The sequence below is a fragment of the Sphingobium sp. B10D7B genome (assembly GCF_025961955.1).
Classification (GTDB): domain Bacteria; phylum Pseudomonadota; class Alphaproteobacteria; order Sphingomonadales; family Sphingomonadaceae; genus Sphingobium.
In genome coordinates this window covers 1291605-1308396 of sequence record NZ_JAOQOQ010000001.1, presented here as the reverse complement: position 1 = coordinate 1308396, position 16792 = coordinate 1291605, and the positions used below count along the sequence as shown (strand labels likewise).

At 65.0% G+C, this 16792-nt stretch carries 16 protein-coding genes; 3 read left to right on the top strand and 13 right to left on the bottom strand.

Annotated elements, in window-relative coordinates:
- Positions 1 to 83: 83 nt before the first annotated feature.
- From M2331_RS06165 to rpsB, 8 genes are all read right to left on the bottom strand, one after another.
- Entirely contained in the window at positions 84 to 1220 is a 1137-nt protein-coding gene (locus tag M2331_RS06165; protein WP_181559460.1) for a M50 family metallopeptidase, read from the bottom strand.
- Positions 1217 to 2383: a 1-deoxy-D-xylulose-5-phosphate reductoisomerase gene (locus tag M2331_RS06160; protein ID WP_181559459.1), complete on the bottom strand. Its 1167-nt coding sequence runs from the start codon at positions 2381 to 2383 to the stop codon at positions 1217 to 1219. Before M2331_RS06160 ends, M2331_RS06165 begins: the two co-directional genes overlap by 4 nt.
- Positions 2380 to 3045, bottom strand: coding sequence for a phosphatidate cytidylyltransferase (locus tag M2331_RS06155; RefSeq protein WP_264570124.1), 666 nt, complete (start codon positions 3043 to 3045; stop codon positions 2380 to 2382). The genes M2331_RS06160 and M2331_RS06155 overlap by 4 nt, the downstream gene beginning before the upstream one ends.
- Complete coding sequence (locus M2331_RS06150; RefSeq protein WP_181559458.1) at positions 3042 to 3806, bottom strand: isoprenyl transferase; 765 nt, start codon at positions 3804 to 3806, stop codon at positions 3042 to 3044. The genes M2331_RS06155 and M2331_RS06150 overlap by 4 nt, the downstream gene beginning before the upstream one ends.
- Positions 3807 to 3845: 39 nt before the next feature.
- Positions 3846 to 4403, bottom strand: coding sequence for a ribosome recycling factor (gene frr / locus M2331_RS06145; protein WP_181559457.1), 558 nt, complete (start codon positions 4401 to 4403; stop codon positions 3846 to 3848).
- 18 nt (positions 4404 to 4421) lie between these two features.
- Complete coding sequence (gene pyrH, locus M2331_RS06140) at positions 4422 to 5144, bottom strand: UMP kinase (RefSeq protein ID WP_181559456.1); 723 nt, start codon at positions 5142 to 5144, stop codon at positions 4422 to 4424.
- A gap of 106 nt (positions 5145 to 5250) precedes the next feature.
- Positions 5251 to 6177 carry a translation elongation factor Ts gene (gene tsf, locus M2331_RS06135; protein ID WP_181559455.1) on the bottom strand — a complete coding sequence of 309 codons (927 nt, stop codon included), beginning with the start codon at positions 6175 to 6177 and terminating at the stop codon, positions 5251 to 5253.
- A gap of 114 nt (positions 6178 to 6291) precedes the next feature.
- Positions 6292 to 7050 carry a 30S ribosomal protein S2 gene (gene rpsB / locus M2331_RS06130; protein ID WP_181559454.1) on the bottom strand — a complete coding sequence of 253 codons (759 nt, stop codon included), beginning with the start codon at positions 7048 to 7050 and terminating at the stop codon, positions 6292 to 6294.
- Between the two features lie 210 nt (positions 7051 to 7260).
- Between rpsB and M2331_RS06125 the strand changes: the two genes are divergently transcribed.
- Complete coding sequence (locus tag M2331_RS06125) at positions 7261 to 7488, top strand: hypothetical protein (protein WP_181559453.1); 228 nt, start codon at positions 7261 to 7263, stop codon at positions 7486 to 7488.
- Here the strand turns inward: M2331_RS06125 and M2331_RS06120 are convergent.
- Both M2331_RS06120 and M2331_RS06115 read right to left on the bottom strand, forming a co-directional pair.
- Positions 7448 to 8230 carry a CDP-alcohol phosphatidyltransferase family protein gene (locus M2331_RS06120; RefSeq protein ID WP_181559452.1) on the bottom strand — a complete coding sequence of 261 codons (783 nt, stop codon included), beginning with the start codon at positions 8228 to 8230 and terminating at the stop codon, positions 7448 to 7450. The genes M2331_RS06125 and M2331_RS06120 overlap by 41 nt on opposite strands.
- A gap of 58 nt (positions 8231 to 8288) precedes the next feature.
- The gene (locus M2331_RS06115; RefSeq protein WP_181559451.1) at positions 8289 to 9035 is read right to left on the bottom strand and encodes a phosphatidylserine decarboxylase; all 747 of its coding nucleotides are present in this window, start codon (positions 9033 to 9035) and stop codon (positions 8289 to 8291) included.
- A 208-nt stretch (positions 9036 to 9243) separates the two neighbouring features.
- Here M2331_RS06115 and M2331_RS06110 point away from each other — a divergent pair, with 208 nt between their 5' ends.
- Positions 9244 to 10464 carry an NADP-dependent isocitrate dehydrogenase gene (locus M2331_RS06110; protein WP_181559450.1) on the top strand — a complete coding sequence of 407 codons (1221 nt, stop codon included), beginning with the start codon at positions 9244 to 9246 and terminating at the stop codon, positions 10462 to 10464.
- Positions 10465 to 10577: 113 nt separating this feature from the next.
- Entirely contained in the window at positions 10578 to 12362 is a 1785-nt protein-coding gene (locus M2331_RS06105) for a cation:proton antiporter (protein WP_181559449.1), read from the top strand.
- A gap of 13 nt (positions 12363 to 12375) precedes the next feature.
- On the opposite strand, the gene M2331_RS06100 is transcribed toward M2331_RS06105, so the two are convergent.
- From M2331_RS06100 to recA, 3 genes are all read right to left on the bottom strand, one after another.
- Positions 12376 to 12774, bottom strand: coding sequence for a cupin domain-containing protein (locus M2331_RS06100; RefSeq protein WP_181559448.1), 399 nt, complete (start codon positions 12772 to 12774; stop codon positions 12376 to 12378).
- 64 nt (positions 12775 to 12838) lie between these two features.
- On the bottom strand, positions 12839 to 15493 hold the full coding sequence (gene alaS, locus M2331_RS06095; protein WP_181559447.1) for an alanine--tRNA ligase: 2655 nt from the start codon (positions 15491 to 15493) through the stop codon (positions 12839 to 12841).
- Between the two features lie 189 nt (positions 15494 to 15682).
- Positions 15683 to 16762, bottom strand: coding sequence for a recombinase RecA (recA, locus tag M2331_RS06090; protein WP_181559446.1), 1080 nt, complete (start codon positions 16760 to 16762; stop codon positions 15683 to 15685).
- Between the last annotated feature and the right edge of the window lie 30 nt (positions 16763 to 16792).

Sequence of the window (16792 nt, the reverse complement as noted above, 5' to 3'; positions counted from 1 at the left end):
TCAAACTCAGATTCCTCGACATGTCCTGAATGCACTTCATCCGGGGAAGCCGCATCCGCGCTGCCTCCCCTGCCCCAACCCGATCAGCCAATCAAGCCGCTCAGCCCTCGCCAGACGCCAAACGACGCCAGATCGTTCAAAGTCACGAAGATCATCAGTCCCAGCAAAAGCGCGAGGCCCGACCGAAACGCCATTTCCTGAAAGCGTGGACTGACCGGCCTGCGCTGAATAGCTTCTATTCCGTAGAAGAACAAATGACCCCCGTCGAGCATAGGAATTGGCAAGAGATTGATGAACCCCAAGTTAATGGAGACCAGCGCAACGAAGGCAATCAGCGCCTCCGGCCCCAATGCCGCCTGCTCGCCGGAAATCTGCGCGATCTTAAGCGGCCCGCCCAGTTCATCGACTGAGCGTCGCCCGGTGACGATGTCGGCGAGGCCGCTCGCCATCATGCCGATCAGCTCGCCCGTGCGGCGCACGCCGACCCAGGGCGCCTCGAGCAACCCGACAGGGCGCGAAACCGATTCAAGGCTACGCACGCCGAGCGCGCCATAACGGAACTCATTGCCGAATCGATCGACCTGCACGACCTCGCCGATCTTCACCGGAATCTGGCGCGCCGCCCCGCCACGCTCGACGGCGAGAGTCACCTCCTCGCCGGGCAGCTTGGTCACGATGATCTGGCGCAGCTCACCGAACAGCTCCACCGGCTTGCCATCGACACCGCGAATCTTGTCGCCGGGCAGGATGCCGGCGCGGTCCGCCGCGGAATTGGCTTCCACCGCCGTCACATCGGCCGGGGTGACATTCTCGCCATAGGCATAAGCAAAGCCGCCCAGAATGATCGCGGCGAACAGAAGATTGATGAGCGGCCCCGCCAGCACGATGAGCGCGCGCTTGCCGACCGACTTGGACTGGAACGTGCGGTTGCGCTCATCCGGCGGCAGTTGCAGCCAGCTCGGGTCGGACTGGCTGGCCGCGTTCATGTCTCCGGCGAACTTGACGTAGCCGCCGAGCGGCAGCGCCGCGACGCGCCAGCGCGTGCCGCGCTTGTCATGCCAGGCGAAGACCTCCTTGCCGAAGCCGATGGAAAAGGTCTCGGCATGAACGCCGAACCAGCGGCCGACGAGATAATGTCCCAGCTCATGAACGAACACGAGCGGGCCGATGACCAGCAGGAACGCGAGGATCGTGAAGAAGAAACCGGGGTTATCGGTCAATTGATGAGCTCCGCCGTCAGCTGCTCGGCCATTGCACGCGCCGACCTGTCGATGGCCTGAACATCCTCGAGCGTAGCGATGCGGCCGGCGTCGCTGCGGGCTAGCACGTCTTCGACGATCCGGCCAATATCAAGAAAGCCGATCCGCCCATCGAGGAACGCGCCAACGGCGATCTCGTTGGCGGCATTGAGAATGGCCGGTGCGCCGCCGCCGGCCTGGATCGCCTCGCGCGCAAGGCGCAGCGCGGGGAAGCGCTCCTCATCGGGCGCCTCGAAGTCGAGCCGGCCGAGCGTGGCCAGATCGAGCGGCTCGCAGGGCGTCTCCATGCGCTGCGGCCAGGCCAGTGCACTGGCGATGGGGATGCGCATATCCGGGCAACCCAGCTGCGCAATGGTCGACCGATCGCGATATTCGACCATCGAGTGAATGACCGATTGCGGGTGAACGAGGATCGAAAAGCGCTCAAGGCCGATGGGGAAGAGGTGATAAGCCTCGATCAGCTCCAGCCCCTTGTTCATCATCGTCGCGCTGTCGATGCTGATCTTGCGACCCATCGACCAGTTGGGATGCTTGACCGCCTGCGCCGGCGTCACCGCGCGCATGGCCTCGCGGCTAAGCGTGCGGAACGGACCGCCGCTGGCGGTGAGCGTGATCTTGCGCACGGCGTCGAGGCCGCCGCTTGCGAGGCACTGGAAGATTGCGTTGTGCTCGCTATCGACCGGCAGCAGCGCGGCGCCACTGCGGGCGACCGCTGCCATCATGACGTCACCGGCCGAAACCAGCGCCTCCTTGTTGGCCAGCGCCACCGTCTTGCCCCCGGCGACCGCCGCGAGCGTGGGGGCCAGCCCCGCGCAGCCGACGATAGCGGCCATCGTCCAGTCCGCGCCCATTTGCGCCGCCTCGATCAGTGCCTCGCTGCCAGCGGCGACCTCGATGCCGCTACCGGCCAGCGCAGCCTTGAGGGCACCATAACGGCTCTCATTGGCGATGACGGCGCGGCGGGCGCGGTGCGTGACGGCGATCGCGGCGAGCTTGTCGACATCGTCCCCGGCGGTCACGGCCAGAACCTCGAACGCCTCCGGCTCGCGCGCGATGAGATCGAGCGTGGAGGTGCCAACCGACCCGGTCGCGCCGAAGACGGAAACGGTGCGCGGCGCGATCATCCCAGCATTCCTCCTGCACTGGCCAGAGCAGCCAGAATGGCGGCCAGCAGCAGGCCGTCCACCCGATCGAACATGCCGCCATGGCCGGGGATGAGATTGCCGCTATCCTTCACGCCCGCCCGCCGCTTCATCCAGCTTTCGAAGAAGTCGCCCACCTGGGCCACCACTGCGATGGCTGCGCCGAGCAGGGCGCTGACCAGCACGAAGCCGGGCTGCAGGCTCACACTGGCGACAACCGCCACCAGCAGCCCGGAGGCGGTCATGCCGCCACCCAGCCCCGCCCAGGTCTTGGACGGACTGATCGCCGGGGCGATCTTCGGTCCGCCAATCGTCCGCCCGGCGAAATAGGCGCCCACATCCGTCGCGATGACGATGCCGATCAGCAGCCAGCGGGTCGCAGCGCCCAGAGACAGCAACGCAAGCGCCGCGCCCCCAATATAGATCAGCCCGAAGAGCAGCCAGAGCATCCGGGCGAGCGTGCCATCGGGAAAGCGCCGGACGAGGCCGCGCCATTCCCAGAAAACGAGCGCGCTCACCAGCGCCACCAGCAGGATCAGCACCGCGCCATCGGCCCATAGCGCGAGCCCGGCGCCGACCAGCAGCACGATCGCCGAGCCGGTGCGAACCGCCAGATCGGAGCGAGGCGCGCGTTCGGCCATCATCGCCCTCCGTACCGGCGTTCGCGGCAGGCGTAGCTTTCCACCGCGGCTGCCAGCGCCGCCTCATCGAAGTCCGGCCAGAGCGTCTCGGTGAAATACAGCTCGGCATAGGCCGCCTGCCAAAGAAGGAAGTTGGAGAGGCGCACTTCGCCCGAGGTGCGGATCAACAGATCGAGCGGCGGCAGGTCGGCAGTGTCGAGCTGCGCCGCGATGACAGCGGGCGTGATCGCCTCTGGTGCCAGCGTGCCGGCCTGCACCTGCTGGGCAAGAGCGCGCATGGCGCGAGCTAGTTCGTCCTGCGATCCATAATTGAGCGCAACCACCAGCGTGGACGCAGTGTTTCCGGCGGTGCGCGCCACGGCGGCATCCACCATGGCCGCCGCTTCCGGCTCGAAGGCATGGTGATTGCCGATGATCTTCAGCCGGATGCCAGCCTCGTGCAGATCGTCCACTTCCGAGCGGAGAAACTGCTTCATCAGGCCGGTCAGGTCGGCAATCTCGTCCTCGGGCCGCTTCCAGTTCTCAGACGAAAAGGCATAGAGCGTCACGCATTCGATGCCGAGCTTGGATGCAGCCCGCAGGGTACGGCGCACGGCCTCGGCGCCGGCGCGATGACCGGCGACGCGCGGCAAGCGGCGCGCCTTCGCCCAGCGGCCATTGCCATCCATGATGATCGCGACATGGCGCGGCACCGCCCCTTCCCCGCCGGTCTGGGCGGGGGTCGGTGCGATCTTCCGCTTAATCCTGGACCTCAAAAGGCTCATAGATGCCCCCGGCCTCTCCCTCGGCAGTCGAAGGAGGGGTTATTTGCCAAGGATTTCCTTTTCCTTCGCCTGCGCTGCCGCATCGATATCCGCTATGGTCGAATCAGTGAGCTTCTGCACGTCAGCTTCGGCGCGCTTGCGCTCGTCTTCGCTGATCTCGCCCTTCTTCTCGTCCGTCTTCAGATTGTCCATGCCATCGCGGCGGACGTTGCGGGCAGCGACGCGCGCCTTCTCGGCATATTGGCCGGCCAGCTTGGCGAGTTCCTTGCGGCGCTCTTCGGTCAGATCGGGGATCGGCAGACGGACATTCTGCCCATCCACAATCGGGTTGAGGCCAAGGCCCGCCGAGCGGATCGCCTTGTCGACCGGACCGACATTGGACTTGTCCCACACCTGCACGGAGAGCAGGCGCGGTTCCGGCGCGGAGACGGTCGCGACCTGATTGAGCGGCATCTTGGCGCCATACACCTCGACCATCACGGGATCGAGCAGGCCCACATTGGCGCGGCCCGTGCGCAGCCCGTTCAGATCGTGCTGGAGCGCTTCAACGGCGCCTGCCATGCGGCGCTCCAGATCAGCCTTGTCATATTTTGCCATCTTGCCTCTCCGATGAACCTAGCGACCGCTGTCGACCAGGGTCGAGACACCCTCGCCGCGCAGCACGCGGGCAAGGTTGCCCTGCTCGCGAATGTTGAACACGATGATGGGAATGGCGTTATCGCGGCACAGCGCCACGGCGCTGGCATCCATCACCTTGAGATTTTGTGTGAGCACCTGATCGTAACTCACGCGATCAAAACGCTTTGCGGAGTCGACGAGCTTGGGATCGGCATCATAGACGCCATCGACCGACGTGCCCTTGTAGAGCGCATCGCAGCTCATCTCGGCTGCACGCAGCGCCGCGCCGCTGTCCGTCGTGAAATAGGGATTGCCGGTTCCAGCGGCGAAGATCACCACCCGCCCCTTCTCCAGATGCCGCTGCGCGCGGCGACGGATATAGGGCTCGCAGACGCTGGCCATGGGAATGGCGGATTGCACGCGCGTCGCGACGCCCAGATGCTCCAGCGCATCCTGCATAGCGAGCGCGTTCATCACGGTCGCCAGCATCCCCATGTAATCGGCATTGGCGCGGTCCATGCCCTGCGCCGCCCCGGCCATGCCACGGAAGATGTTGCCGCCACCGATCACCAGACAGATCTCGAAGCCGGATTCCTTGGCTTCCTTCACTTCCCCGGCCACGCGCGCGACAGTGCCCGGGTCGATGCCGAAGCTCTGAGCCCCCATCGCGGCCTCGCCCGAGAGCTTGATGAGAATGCGCTTGGGGGCGGTGGTGGTCATGAATGCCTAACAAATTCCAGAGACGGGAACGGCGCGGACCTTAGTAAGCCCGCGCCGCCATGCCAAGCACCGAGCGCGCCCGGTGCGTAATAAATGAAGGAAAGGATCAGGCGCCGACGGCGGCTGCGACTTCTGCCGCAAAATCCTTCTCTTCCTTCTCGATGCCTTCGCCGAGCTGGAAGCGCACATAGTCCTTGAGGACGATGGTCGTGCCGGCATCCTTCGCGGCCTTGGCCACGACGTCCGCGATCGGCGTCTTGTTGTCCATCACGAAGATCTGCGAGAGCAGCGCCTGCTCCTTGGCGAACTTCGCCACGGCACCGTCGACCATCTTGGCGACGATGTCGGCGGGCTTGCCCGACTCGGCAGCCTTCTCAGCCGCGATCTTGCGCTCGCGGTCGAGGATTTCGGACGGAATGTCCTCAGCCTTGAGCGCGACCGGGAAAGCCGCCGCGATGTGCATGGCGATCTGCTTGCCGAGCGGGGCGAGCACGTCGGCACCGGCCAGGCTCTCCAGCGCGACGAGCACGCCGATCTTGCCGAGCGAGGGCGCCACGGCGTTGTGCATGTAATCGATGACCAGACCCTGATCGACCGACACAGCCTTCACGCGACGCAGCTGCTGGTTTTCGCCGATGGTGGCGACATTGGTCACCAGCGCATCGTTGATCGTGCCGCCGGCCGGGTGCGGCGCGGCCAGCAGGGCCTCGGCATCGCCGATGGCGTTCTTGAGCGCCACGTCGCCCGCCGTGCGGACGAAGCCCTGGAACTGATCGTTCTTGGCGACGAAGTCCGTCTCGCTGTTCACTTCGACGGCAACGCCGCGCGTGCCATCGACGGCCACAACCACGAGGCCCTCGGCTGCGGTGCGGCTCGACTTCTTCTGTGCGGCGGCAAGGCCCTTGGCGCGCAGCCAGTCGACTGCGGCTTCCACGTCACCATTGGTTTCGGCAAGCGCCTTCTTGCAGTCCATCATGCCAGCGCCCGAGCGCTCGCGCAGTTCCTTGACGGCGGCTGCGGTAATCTCTGCCATGTCTCTTGTTCCTCAAATCTCGAATTCAATGTTGCCAGATGTCAGGCGGGCGCCAGGATCGTTCCCGATCCGGCGCCCTGCCCGCACATTGTTGCGTGCGTTTGACGGCGCCGATCAGGCCTGCGCGAGCGCTTCCTCAGCCGGCGGCTCGTCCATGGCGCCAAGGTCCATGCCGGATGCCGCTGCGGCGTTCTGGTTGCCGCGGGTCGCAGCCTGGGCCAGAGCCTCGCAATAGAGGCGGATGGCGCGGCTGGCGTCGTCATTGGCCGGAACCGGGAAGGCGATGCCCGACGGATCGACGTTCGAGTCGAGAACCGCGACCACCGGGATACCCAGCGTGTTGGCTTCCTTGATCGCCAGCTCCTCCTTGTTAACGTCGATGACGAACATCACGTCCGGAATGCCGCCCATGTCGCGGATGCCGCCGAGCGACAGCTCGAGCTTGTCGCGCTCGCGCGTCATCTGGAGCACTTCCTTCTTGGTGAGGCCGTGGGTGTCACCCGACAGCTTCTCCTCAAGCGTCTTGAGACGCTTGATCGAGCCGGAAATGGTCTTCCAGTTGGTGAGCATGCCGCCCAGCCAGCGGTGATTGACGAAGTGCTGACCCGAACGACGGGCAGCCTCGGCAATCGGCTCCTGCGCCTGGCGCTTGGTGCCGACGAACAGCACCTTACCGCCAGCGGCGACCGTCGCGGACACGAAGTCCAGCGCGCGGGCGAAGAGGGGAACGGTCTGCGAGAGATCGAGGATGTGAATGCCGTTGCGCTCGCCGAAGATGTACGGCTTCATGCGGGGATTCCAGCGGTGCGTCTGGTGGCCGAAGTGTGCGCCGGCCTCGATCAATTGGTGCAGGGTGACGACGGGTGCCGCCATAATATATCTCCTTCCGGTTGAGCCTCTGGGATTCAGTGACCGCGAAGCGGCACCGGTATGTGGCGAATCCCATGTGGGTTAGACGCGCGCCCTTAGACCAAGCCCGACAGGAGCACAAGTCTGCACATCACGCTTGACAGGCGGCGAGAACAAGAACAAATAGTGAACATCAAGCCATGGCGATGCTGTGGACACAGGAAAGGGACGACGATGTTCTATATTCTGGGATGTGCCTTGTTTGCGGTTGCGGCGACTTTGGCGGCGACGATCATGGTCCATGAACTGCGCCTGCGCCATGGCGCGATGATGCGCGCCCTGCGGACGCTGGATCTGGAAGGTTGGACGCCCGAGCGGGCCGGCCAGCGGCACACGGCACAGCCCGTCGCCGCGACGGGCCTCAGCCTTGCGATAGCGATGCCGCCACGAGCCGCCGCTTGACTCGAGCGTAGCTGACCAGCCCGACCGGCAGCAGCGCGATGTATGCCAGCGACAGCAGAAGCAAAGCGTGCCACGGCGCAACCATCAGGCTCGCGGCGAAGATGCCGGCCAGCAGAATGGCGAACAGGCGCCAGGCCGGCGGCACGCGCAGCCCCTTCCAGCCCAGCGTCGGCAGGCTGGAGATCATCAGGAAGGCCGAAATGACGATCCACGGGGCGACAAGCCGCCAGTCGCGGAACACGTCCAATCCGGTGATGAACCAGGCATAGAGCGGCAGCAAAGCAATGCCGGCGCCGGCCGGGGCAGGCACGCCAGTGAGAAAACCCGCAGCCTTGCGCGGCTGATCGATCACATCAAGGCTGGCATTGAAGCGCGCGAGGCGCAGCGCGCAACTGAGCGCCAGCACCAGCGCGACGATCCAGCCAAAGCGCGGCATGGATTGCAAGGACCAGAGATAGACAAGAAGCGCCGGCGAGACGCCAAAGGCAATCGCGTCCGAGAGCGAATCAAGCTCTGCGCCGAAGCGGCTGTCCGCCCGCAGGAGGCGCGCGACACGTCCGTCCACGCCATCGAGCACGCCGGCAAAGATGATCGCCGCGACGGCAAGCTGCCATTCACCGGAAATGCCATAGCGAATGGCGGTGAGACCAAAGCAGAGCGCCATCGCCGTAATGGCGTTCGGTGCGACCTGACGCAGCGTGATGCCGCGGCTCATCCGGGCGATGGGACGCGGTCGCGCCATTATATCAGATCCGAAACAGGCGCGGGTCCGCCAATGGGCGCGCCAACCGAGCGAGGCCTCATTGCAGCACAGCCGTAGCGGACTGATTCTCGCCCAGATGCGCCAGGATCGTTTCGCCGGCCACCGTATGCGTGCCCAGCGCGACCTGCGGCGCCGTGCCGGCAGGGAGATACACGTCCACGCGGCTGCCGAAGCGGATCAACCCGACGCGCTGGCCTGCCGCGACGATATCGCCGCGCTTGACGAAAGGAACGATCCGCCGCGCGACCAGCCCAGCGATCTGCGTGAAGCCCACCCGCACGCCATCGCTGCGCTCGACCAGAATGTGCTGGCGCTCATTGTCTTCGCTGGCCTTGTCCAGGTCCGCATTGACGAACTTGCCGCTGATATAGACGACATCCTTGATGGTGCCGCTGATCGGGGTGCGATTGATGTGGACGTCGAACACGCTCATGAAGATAGAAACCCGTGTCATGGGTTCGGTTCCAAGCTTGTCTGGTCCGAGCATCTCCGGCGGGGGCGGAACCACCTGGATCAGGGTCACCAGCCCATCCGCCGGCGCGATGATCGCGCGCTCGTCCTGCGGCACGGCGCGGATGGGATCGCGGAAGAAGGCGAACACCCAAAGCGTCAAGCCAACCATCAGCCAGGCCAGGATCGACCAGCCCATCAAGGCGAAAATGAGGGTAATCGCAGCGGCAATCGCCCCAAAGCGCCGCCCCTCCGGGTGAACCGATGGGAAACTCCACTTGACGCTTGTCCGTGAAGGCGCGACCGGCTGCGTGCCCGAAAATTCTGTTGTCATGGGCTCTGTTTAGGGTGAGCCGCCGCCGGGCACAATCCCCGCCGGCCCAAACAGGCCTGCCGTGCGGTATAAATCGCCCGACATCAGCCTCTCATGCGTGGCCAGGGCAGTTGATCATCGCCGCGACCTTCCCTAGAGGCATGCTGAAAGGTCCTGCCGCGCGCGTTCGCGGCGGCCCCAGCGACATCGAACAGGGAACATGGCACGCATGAGCAAGATCAAGGTGAAAAATCCGATCGTCGAGATCGACGGCGATGAGATGACCCGGATCATCTGGGAATGGATCCGCGAGCGGCTCATCAAGCCTTATGTCGACGTCGACCTTCACTATTATGATCTGAGCGTCGAAGAGCGTGACCGCACCAACGACCAGATCACCATCGATTCCGCCGAGGCGATCAAGAAGCACGGCGTCGGCGTGAAGTGCGCCACGATCACCCCTGATGAGGCGCGCGTCGAGGAGTTCAACCTCAAGCAGATGTGGAAGTCGCCGAACGGCACGATCCGCAACATTCTGGGCGGCGTCGTGTTCCGCGAGCCGATCGTCATCAAGAATGTGCCCCGCCTGGTGCCGGGCTGGACCGACCCGATCGTGATCGGCCGTCATGCCTTTGGCGATCAGTATCGCGCCACCGACTTCCTCGTGCCCGGCCCCGGCAAGCTGCGTCTGGTGTTCGAAGGCGACGATGGCCAAGTGATCGACCGCGAAGTCTTCCAGTTCCCTGGCTCGGGCGTCGCCATGTCGATGTACAATCTCGACCAGTCGATCATCGATTTCGCCCGCGCATCCATGAACTATGCGCTCGACCGCAAGTGGCCGCTGTACCTCTCCACCAAGAACACGATCATCAAGGCCTATGACGGCCGTTTCAAGGATCTGTTCCAGGACGTTTTCGACCGTGAATTCAAGGACAAGTACGCGGCTGCTGGCATCGAATATCAGCACCGCCTGATCGACGACATGGTCGCGGCCGCACTCAAGTGGAGCGGCAAGTTCGTGTGGGCGTGCAAGAATTATGACGGCGACGTTCAGTCGGACACCGTGGCGCAGGGCTTCGGCTCGCTCGGCCTGATGACCTCCGTCCTGATGTCGCCCGACGGCAAGACGGTCGAGGCCGAAGCCGCGCACGGCACCGTGACCCGTCACTATCGCCAGCACCAGCAGGGCAAGGCGACCTCCACCAACCCGATCGCCTCGATCTTCGCGTGGACCGGTGGCCTCAAGTTCCGCGGCAAGTTCGACGAGACGCCGGACGTCGTCCGCTTTGCCGAGACGCTGGAGCGCGTCTGCGTGCAGACGGTGGAAAATGGCGAGATGACCAAGGACCTCGCGATCCTCATCGGGCCGAACCAGGCCTGGATGACCACCGAGCAGTTCTTCGAGGCGATCCGCCGGAACCTCGAAGCTGAAATGAGCAACTGGTCCTAAAGACCTGAAGGGGGCGCTTCGATGGGGTCAACCACGCTCGAAGCGCCCTCCTCCCTCCTTGCGGTACGCCCGCACCCTGGCCTCCCGCCCACTCGCCCGAGCGGACTGATCCGATGATCCACGGCACGTTCGGCAGCCAGACCTTCAACGAGGCGCTGGTCATTCTCGGCGCGGCGGGCCTCGTGATCCCTGCCTTCGCACGCTTCCGCATCAGCCCGATCATCGGCTTCATCCTCGTCGGCTTGCTGGTCGGCCCCTTTGGTCTCGGCCGGTTCGTCAGCGCCTATCCGGCGCTCTCCCATGTGACGATTTCGCGGGAATCGGCGATCACTGCCTTTGCCGAGCTCGGCATCGTCATGCTGCTCTTCTCCATCGGCCTGGAGCTTTCGTTCAAACGCCTGTGGTCGATGCGCAAATTCGTCTTCGGCATCGGTGCGGCGGAACTGCTCGGCAGCGCCACGCTGATCGGCGGCGGGATGCTCCTCCTTGGCAGCAGCCTGTATGCCGCCATCGGCCTGGGCCTCGCCCTCTCCCTCTCCTCGACGGCGCTCGTCATGCCGATTGCCGGCACGCACTCGGCGGTTGGCAAATCCGCGTTCGGCATGTTGCTCTTCGAGGATCTGGCGCTTGTGCCGATCGTCTTCGCGCTTGGTGCCATGGCGCCCAATGTCGCAGACGATGGCTGGGAAAATCTTGCTACCGTCCTGCTGACCGGGGGTCTCGCCGTCCTCGCCTTGCTGATCGGCGGGCGCTTCATGCTCCCCCGCCTCTTCGCACAGGCGGCGCGGGCCAAGCGACCCGAAGTCTTTCTGGCGGCAAGCCTGCTTGTGGTAATGGTCTCCAGCCTGCTCACCACCGCTGCCGGTCTCTCGCCCATCGTCGGCGCGCTGGTCGCGGGCATTCTGATCGCGGAAACCGACTATCACGGCCAGGTCGAGGGCATGACCGAGCCGTTCAAGGGCCTGGCACTGGGCGTCTTCCTGATCACCGTGGGCATGGCGATCGATCCGGTCGCCCTGGTCGCGCAATGGGATGGGTTGCTGCTCGCGATCACCGGCGTGGTTCTCGCCAAGGTGGCAGTGACCAGCCTGCTACTGCGGCTTGCGGGCGCGCGGCGCGGGGTGGCGCTGGAAACCGGCATCCTGATGGGCAGCCCCTCGGAAACGACGCTCATCGTGCTGGCGAGCGCCGTGACGGCCAATCTCATCAGCCCCGGGACGGCGGCGTTCTGGCAAATGGCCACCGCCATCGGCCTCACCCTCACCCCCATCCTCGCCAAATTCGGGCATCGCATGGCCCGGCGGGTCGAACGGGATGCGCTGGAGCCGGATAGCACCGACACTGACGACAATGCGCGCGCCGCCATCATCCTCGGCTTCGGCCGCGTCGGCCGCACTGTCGCGGATCTCTTGCGCGTGCATGAGGTGCCCTATGTGGCAGTGGAGAACGACATCGATATCGTCGCGCAGGCCCGGGCGGAGGGCTACACCGTCCAATTCGGCGATGTGTCACGCCCCGACACGCTCGATCGACTGAGACTCGGGCGCGCGCAGGCGCTCATTATCACCATGGACGACCCGGTGCTGGCGATGCGCGTCACCAATCGCGTGCGGGGCTGGCTGGACGATCTGCCGATCATCGTGCGAGCACGGGACACCACCCACGCCGCGCAACTCTATCGGGCCGGCGCAAGCGACGCGGTGCCGGAGACGCTGGAAAGCTCACTGCATCTCGCCGAGACCGCGCTGGTGGACCTCGGCCTGCCCATGGGACCCGTGATCGCGTCCGTGCACCAGAAGCGCGAAGACTTGCAGAATGAGATCAAGGCGGCGGCGGAACTCGACGTCGCGCCGCGGCTGCGGAGTCGGCGACTGGGGGAAGCGAACGGCCCCGCCTGAACGCAGGCCGCCGCTAGCGCGGCTCGTGCTCGGTTCCGCTGCCCGGGGTGATGAACAGCAGTTCCACCTCTCCGGCAGCATCCGCCGTGTGCCAGACATTGGCGGGGTTGATCGCATAGGCGCCGGCGGAGAGCGCAACATGGGTTTCCGTGCCATCGTCCGCGCGCTGCCGCAGCGTCACGGAGCCGGCGATGCAATAGACGATTTCTTCGCCGAGCGGATGCCGCTCCCACATCGACCAATTGCTGCTGAAACGATAGGCGCTGACCAGGCGGCCGTCTGCGCCATCTCCGCCATGGCGTGCGTCATAGGCGGCATACCATGCCGGATCGGAGGTCATAGCCGGCTGTGTCACGGCCTTACCGCCCCGCGCGAGGTGGATGGGATAGGTAATGAGCGACTTCGGCGTCATGGATCGTCTCCCACACAGGAGCCGGCCGGACCGAGAGGTCTGCCCTCCCCCGTTCAGCGCCTCGTTAGCCCTGCGCGATGCGCGCCTTGATCGCCTCGATCGCCGCCGGTGCAGCCGAACCGTCCGGACCGCCACCCTGCGCCATATCCGGGCGACCGCCGCCACCCTGCCCGCCCAGCGCAGCCACGCCGAGCCGGACCAGATCGACAGCGCTGAACGTGCCGGTCAGATCGTCGGTCACGCCGGCCGCGATGCTCGCGCGCCCGTCATTCACCGCGATGACGACGGCGATGCCGCTGGCAAGCCGGCCCTTGGCGTCATCCACCAGGCCGCGCAGCCCCTTGGGGTCGAGCCCATCGAATTGCTGGGCGAGAACCTTGTAGCCATTGACGATCTCGGGCGCAGCCTCAGCCGAAGCGCCGCCGCCCGATGCGCTGGCCAGTGCGAGCGCCTTCTTGGCTTCGGCCAGCTCGCGCTCCAGCTTGCGGCTCTGCTCGGCCAGCGCGGCCACGCGGGCCGTCGCATCCTCGGGCGTCGTCCGCAAGGTCGTGGCGATGGCGCGCAATTGCTCGTCGCGCTGCGTGAGCCACAAGCGCGCCGCCTCCCCGGTCAGCGCCTCGATCCGGCGCACGCCGCTGGCAACCGCGCTTTCGCCCACGATCTTGAAGAGCGCGATGTCGCCCAGCGCACGCACATGGGTGCCACCGCACAGCTCAACCGAATAGGTGCCCTCGTCGCCCGTGCCCATGGAGAGCACGCGCACTTCGTCACCATATTTCTCGCCGAACAGCGCCATGGCGCCGGCGGCAATCGCATCGTCCGGCGACATGAGGCGCGTGCTGACCTCGGCATTGCCGCGAATCTGCGCGTTCACATCGGCCTCGACCCGCGCGATCTGCGCCGGGGTGAGCGCCTCGGGATGCGAGAAGTCGAAGCGCAGCCGGTCTTCCGCGACGAGGCTGCCCTTCTGGGTCACATGCGGGCCGAGCGTCTTGCGGAGCGCGGCGTGCAACAGGTGCGTGGCGCTGTGATTGGCGCGTACGCGCGCACGGCGGGCGGCATCGACCTCCATGTGGACGATATCACCAATGGCGATTCGCCCGGCCTCGATGCTCGCCTGATGGGCGTGAAGACGGCCCAGGGGCTTGGCGGTGTCCGAGACAGTCGCCGACAGCCCATCTGACTTGCTGATCCGACCGGTATCGCCTGCCTGGCCGCCGCTCTCCCCATAAAAGGGCGTCTGATTGGTGACGATGGTCACGCTCTCGCCGGCCTGCGCCTGCTCGACGCGAGCACCATCCTTGACCAGCGCGACCACGCGACCCTCACCGGCTTCGCTCAGATAGCCGGTGAACTCAGTCGATCCCTCGCTCTCGGCAATATCGAACCAGACGTCTTCCGATGCCTTCTGGCCGGAGCCTTTCCAGGCGGCGCGCGCGGCGGCCTTCTGGGCTGCCATGGCCGCGTCGAAGCCGGAGCGGTCGACGGTGAGACCCTGGGCACGCAGCGCGTCTTCGGTCAGATCGTAAGGGAAGCCGTAGGTGTCGTAGAGCTTGAACGCGGTGTCGCCGGGCAGCGTCGCGCCCGTCGGCAGACCGGCCACGGCTTCGTCCAGCAGCTTGAGACCCTTGTCGAGCGTCTGCCGAAATCGGGTTTCCTCGCGCAGCAGCGTTTCCTCAATCAGCGGCTGGGCGCGGATCAATTCCGGGAAGGCCGCGCCCATTTCCGCGCTGAGACCGCCAACGAGCCGGTGCATCAACGGCTCGGCGGCACCCAGCAGATGCGCATGACGCATGGCGCGGCGCATGATCCGCCGCAGCACATAGCCGCGCCCCTCATTGGCCGGCAGCACGCCATCGGCAATCAGGAAGCCCGCCGAACGCAGATGGTCAGCGATGACGCGGTGGCTGGCGGCCTGCTCGCCTTTTGCCGACGTTTTGGTCAGCGTGGCGGACAGATCGATCAGAGCCCGGAACTGGTCGGTATCGAAGACGCTATGCACGCCCTGAATGACCGTAGCCGCGCGTTCGAGGCCCATGCCGGTGTCGATGGACGGACGCGGCAAATCGCCGACGATTTCGCCGCCCAGCTGCTCGAACTGCATGAAGACGAGATTCCAGATCTCGACGAACCGATCGCCATCTTCATCGGGCGAACCCGGAGGCCCACCGGGCACGTCCGGACCATGATCGTAGAAGATTTCAGAACAGGGGCCGCATGGGCCATCATCGCCCATCGACCAAAAATTGTCTTTGGTCGCGATGCGGATGATGCGCTCGTCCGGCAGGCCGATTTTTTTCCAGTAGCCAAATGCCTCGTCATCGGTGTGATAGACCGTGACCAGCAGCCGATCCTTGGGCAGGCCGAGTTCGCGCGTGACGAACGTCCACGCCAGCTCGATGGCGCGTTCCTTGAAATAATCGCCAAACGAGAAATTGCCGAGCATCTCGAAGAAGGTGAGGTGCCGCGCGGTATAGCCGACATTATCGAGATCGTTGTGCTTGCCGCCCGCACGCACGCACTTCTGCGAGGAGGTCGCCGTCTTGTAGGGGCGGCTCTCAAGCCCAGTGAACACATTCTTGAACGGCACCATGCCGGCGTTCACGAACATGAGCGTGGGATCGTTATTGGGCACGAGCGGCGCGGAAGGCACGATCTCATGACCATTGGCCCCGAAATAATCGAGGAACGCGCGGCGGATATCGTTGGTCGACGTCATGGACGAGCGATTAGGGGAAGCCGCAGCCGCCGACAAGCGGTGAGTGAACGGAAAATCGCGACCAAAATCCGATGACCAGTCGCAAGCGCAGCTTCATGATCGCTTGGGCTGCGCAGCGCGCTACTCATGCGACGCCACTGCCAGACGACGACCTGACCGTGCTTGTGCACGATCAGGCCGCCCGAAAGATCAATCCTCGCTTGCCTCGTCACTGTCCGGCCCGGTCATCATGCCCTCGGCCACAGCCTCGGTGCGCGCGCGGATGGTGCGCTCGAGCTTGTCCATCATTTCGGGATTTTCGCGCAGGAAGTTCTTGGCGTTCTCACGCCCCTGCCCGATCCGCACGGAATCATAGGAGAACCACGCGCCCGACTTCTCGACCACACCGGCCTTGACGCCCAGGTCCAGAATCTCGCCGACCTTGGAAATGCCTTCGCCATACATGATGTCGAACTCGACCTGCTTGAACGGCGGCGCGACCTTGTTCTTGACCACCTTCACGCGCGTGGCGTTGCCGACGATATCGTCACGATCCTTGATCTGGCCGGTCCGGCGAATGTCGAGACGGACAGAGGCGTAGAACTTCAGGGCATTGCCGCCCGTGGTCGTCTCCGGATTGCCGTACATCACGCCGATCTTCATGCGCAGCTGGTTGATGAAGATCACCATGCAGCGCGAGCGGCTGATCGAGCCGGTCAGCTTGCGCAGCGATTGGGACATGAGCCGCGCCTGCAGGCCGACATGGCTATCGCCCATCTCACCCTCGATCTCGGCGCGGGGCACCAGCGCCGCGACCGAATCGACGACCAACACGTCTATGGCGTTGGAGCGCACCAGCGTATCGGTGATCTCCAGGGCCTGCTCGCCGGTATCCGGCTGCGAGACGATCAATTCATCGATGTTCACGCCCAGCTTGCGGGCATAGACCGGATCGAGCGCATGCTCGGCGTCGATAAAGGCCGCCGTGCCGCCCGTCTTCTGCGCCTCGGCGATCACATGGAGCGCCAGCGTGGTCTTGCCCGAGCTTTCCGGGCCATAGACCTCGATCACGCGACCGCGCGGCAGGCCGCCGACGCCAAGCGCGATATCAAGGCCCAGGCTGCCGGTGGAAATCGCCTCGACCTGCATCGCCTCCTTGGAGCCCAGCTTCATCGCCGAGCCCTTGCCGAAGGCGCGATCGATCTGCGCCAGTGCTGCTTCGAGTGCTTTCTGCCGTTCCATGGTTCCCACGTTCTTCTCGCCGTCGATAAGCTTCAAGCTCGCCGTCATGTGCCTGCTCCCCATGGAAGTCAAATCCTC

Coding starts and splice junctions, on each gene's coding strand:
- M2331_RS06160 (WP_181559459.1), bottom strand. CDS start 2,383: ATGATCGCGCCGCGCACCGTTTCCGTCTTCGGCGCGACCGGGTCGGTT.
- M2331_RS06155 (WP_264570124.1), bottom strand. CDS start 3,045: ATGATGGCCGAACGCGCGCCTCGCTCCGATCTGGCGGTTCGCACCGGC.
- M2331_RS06150 (WP_181559458.1), bottom strand. CDS start 3,806: ATGAGCCTTTTGAGGTCCAGGATTAAGCGGAAGATCGCACCGACCCCC.
- frr (WP_181559457.1), bottom strand. CDS start 4,403: ATGGCAAAATATGACAAGGCTGATCTGGAGCGCCGCATGGCAGGCGCC.
- pyrH (WP_181559456.1), bottom strand. CDS start 5,144: ATGACCACCACCGCCCCCAAGCGCATTCTCATCAAGCTCTCGGGCGAG.
- tsf (WP_181559455.1), bottom strand. CDS start 6,177: ATGGCAGAGATTACCGCAGCCGCCGTCAAGGAACTGCGCGAGCGCTCG.
- rpsB (WP_181559454.1), bottom strand. CDS start 7,050: ATGGCGGCACCCGTCGTCACCCTGCACCAATTGATCGAGGCCGGCGCA.
- M2331_RS06125 (WP_181559453.1), top strand. CDS start 7,261: ATGTTCTATATTCTGGGATGTGCCTTGTTTGCGGTTGCGGCGACTTTG.
- M2331_RS06120 (WP_181559452.1), bottom strand. CDS start 8,230: ATGGCGCGACCGCGTCCCATCGCCCGGATGAGCCGCGGCATCACGCTG.
- M2331_RS06115 (WP_181559451.1), bottom strand. CDS start 9,035: ATGACAACAGAATTTTCGGGCACGCAGCCGGTCGCGCCTTCACGGACA.
- M2331_RS06110 (WP_181559450.1), top strand. CDS start 9,244: ATGAGCAAGATCAAGGTGAAAAATCCGATCGTCGAGATCGACGGCGAT.
- M2331_RS06105 (WP_181559449.1), top strand. CDS start 10,578: ATGATCCACGGCACGTTCGGCAGCCAGACCTTCAACGAGGCGCTGGTC.
- M2331_RS06100 (WP_181559448.1), bottom strand. CDS start 12,774: ATGACGCCGAAGTCGCTCATTACCTATCCCATCCACCTCGCGCGGGGC.
- alaS (WP_181559447.1), bottom strand. CDS start 15,493: ATGACGTCGACCAACGATATCCGCCGCGCGTTCCTCGATTATTTCGGG.
- recA (WP_181559446.1), bottom strand. CDS start 16,762: ATGACGGCGAGCTTGAAGCTTATCGACGGCGAGAAGAACGTGGGAACC.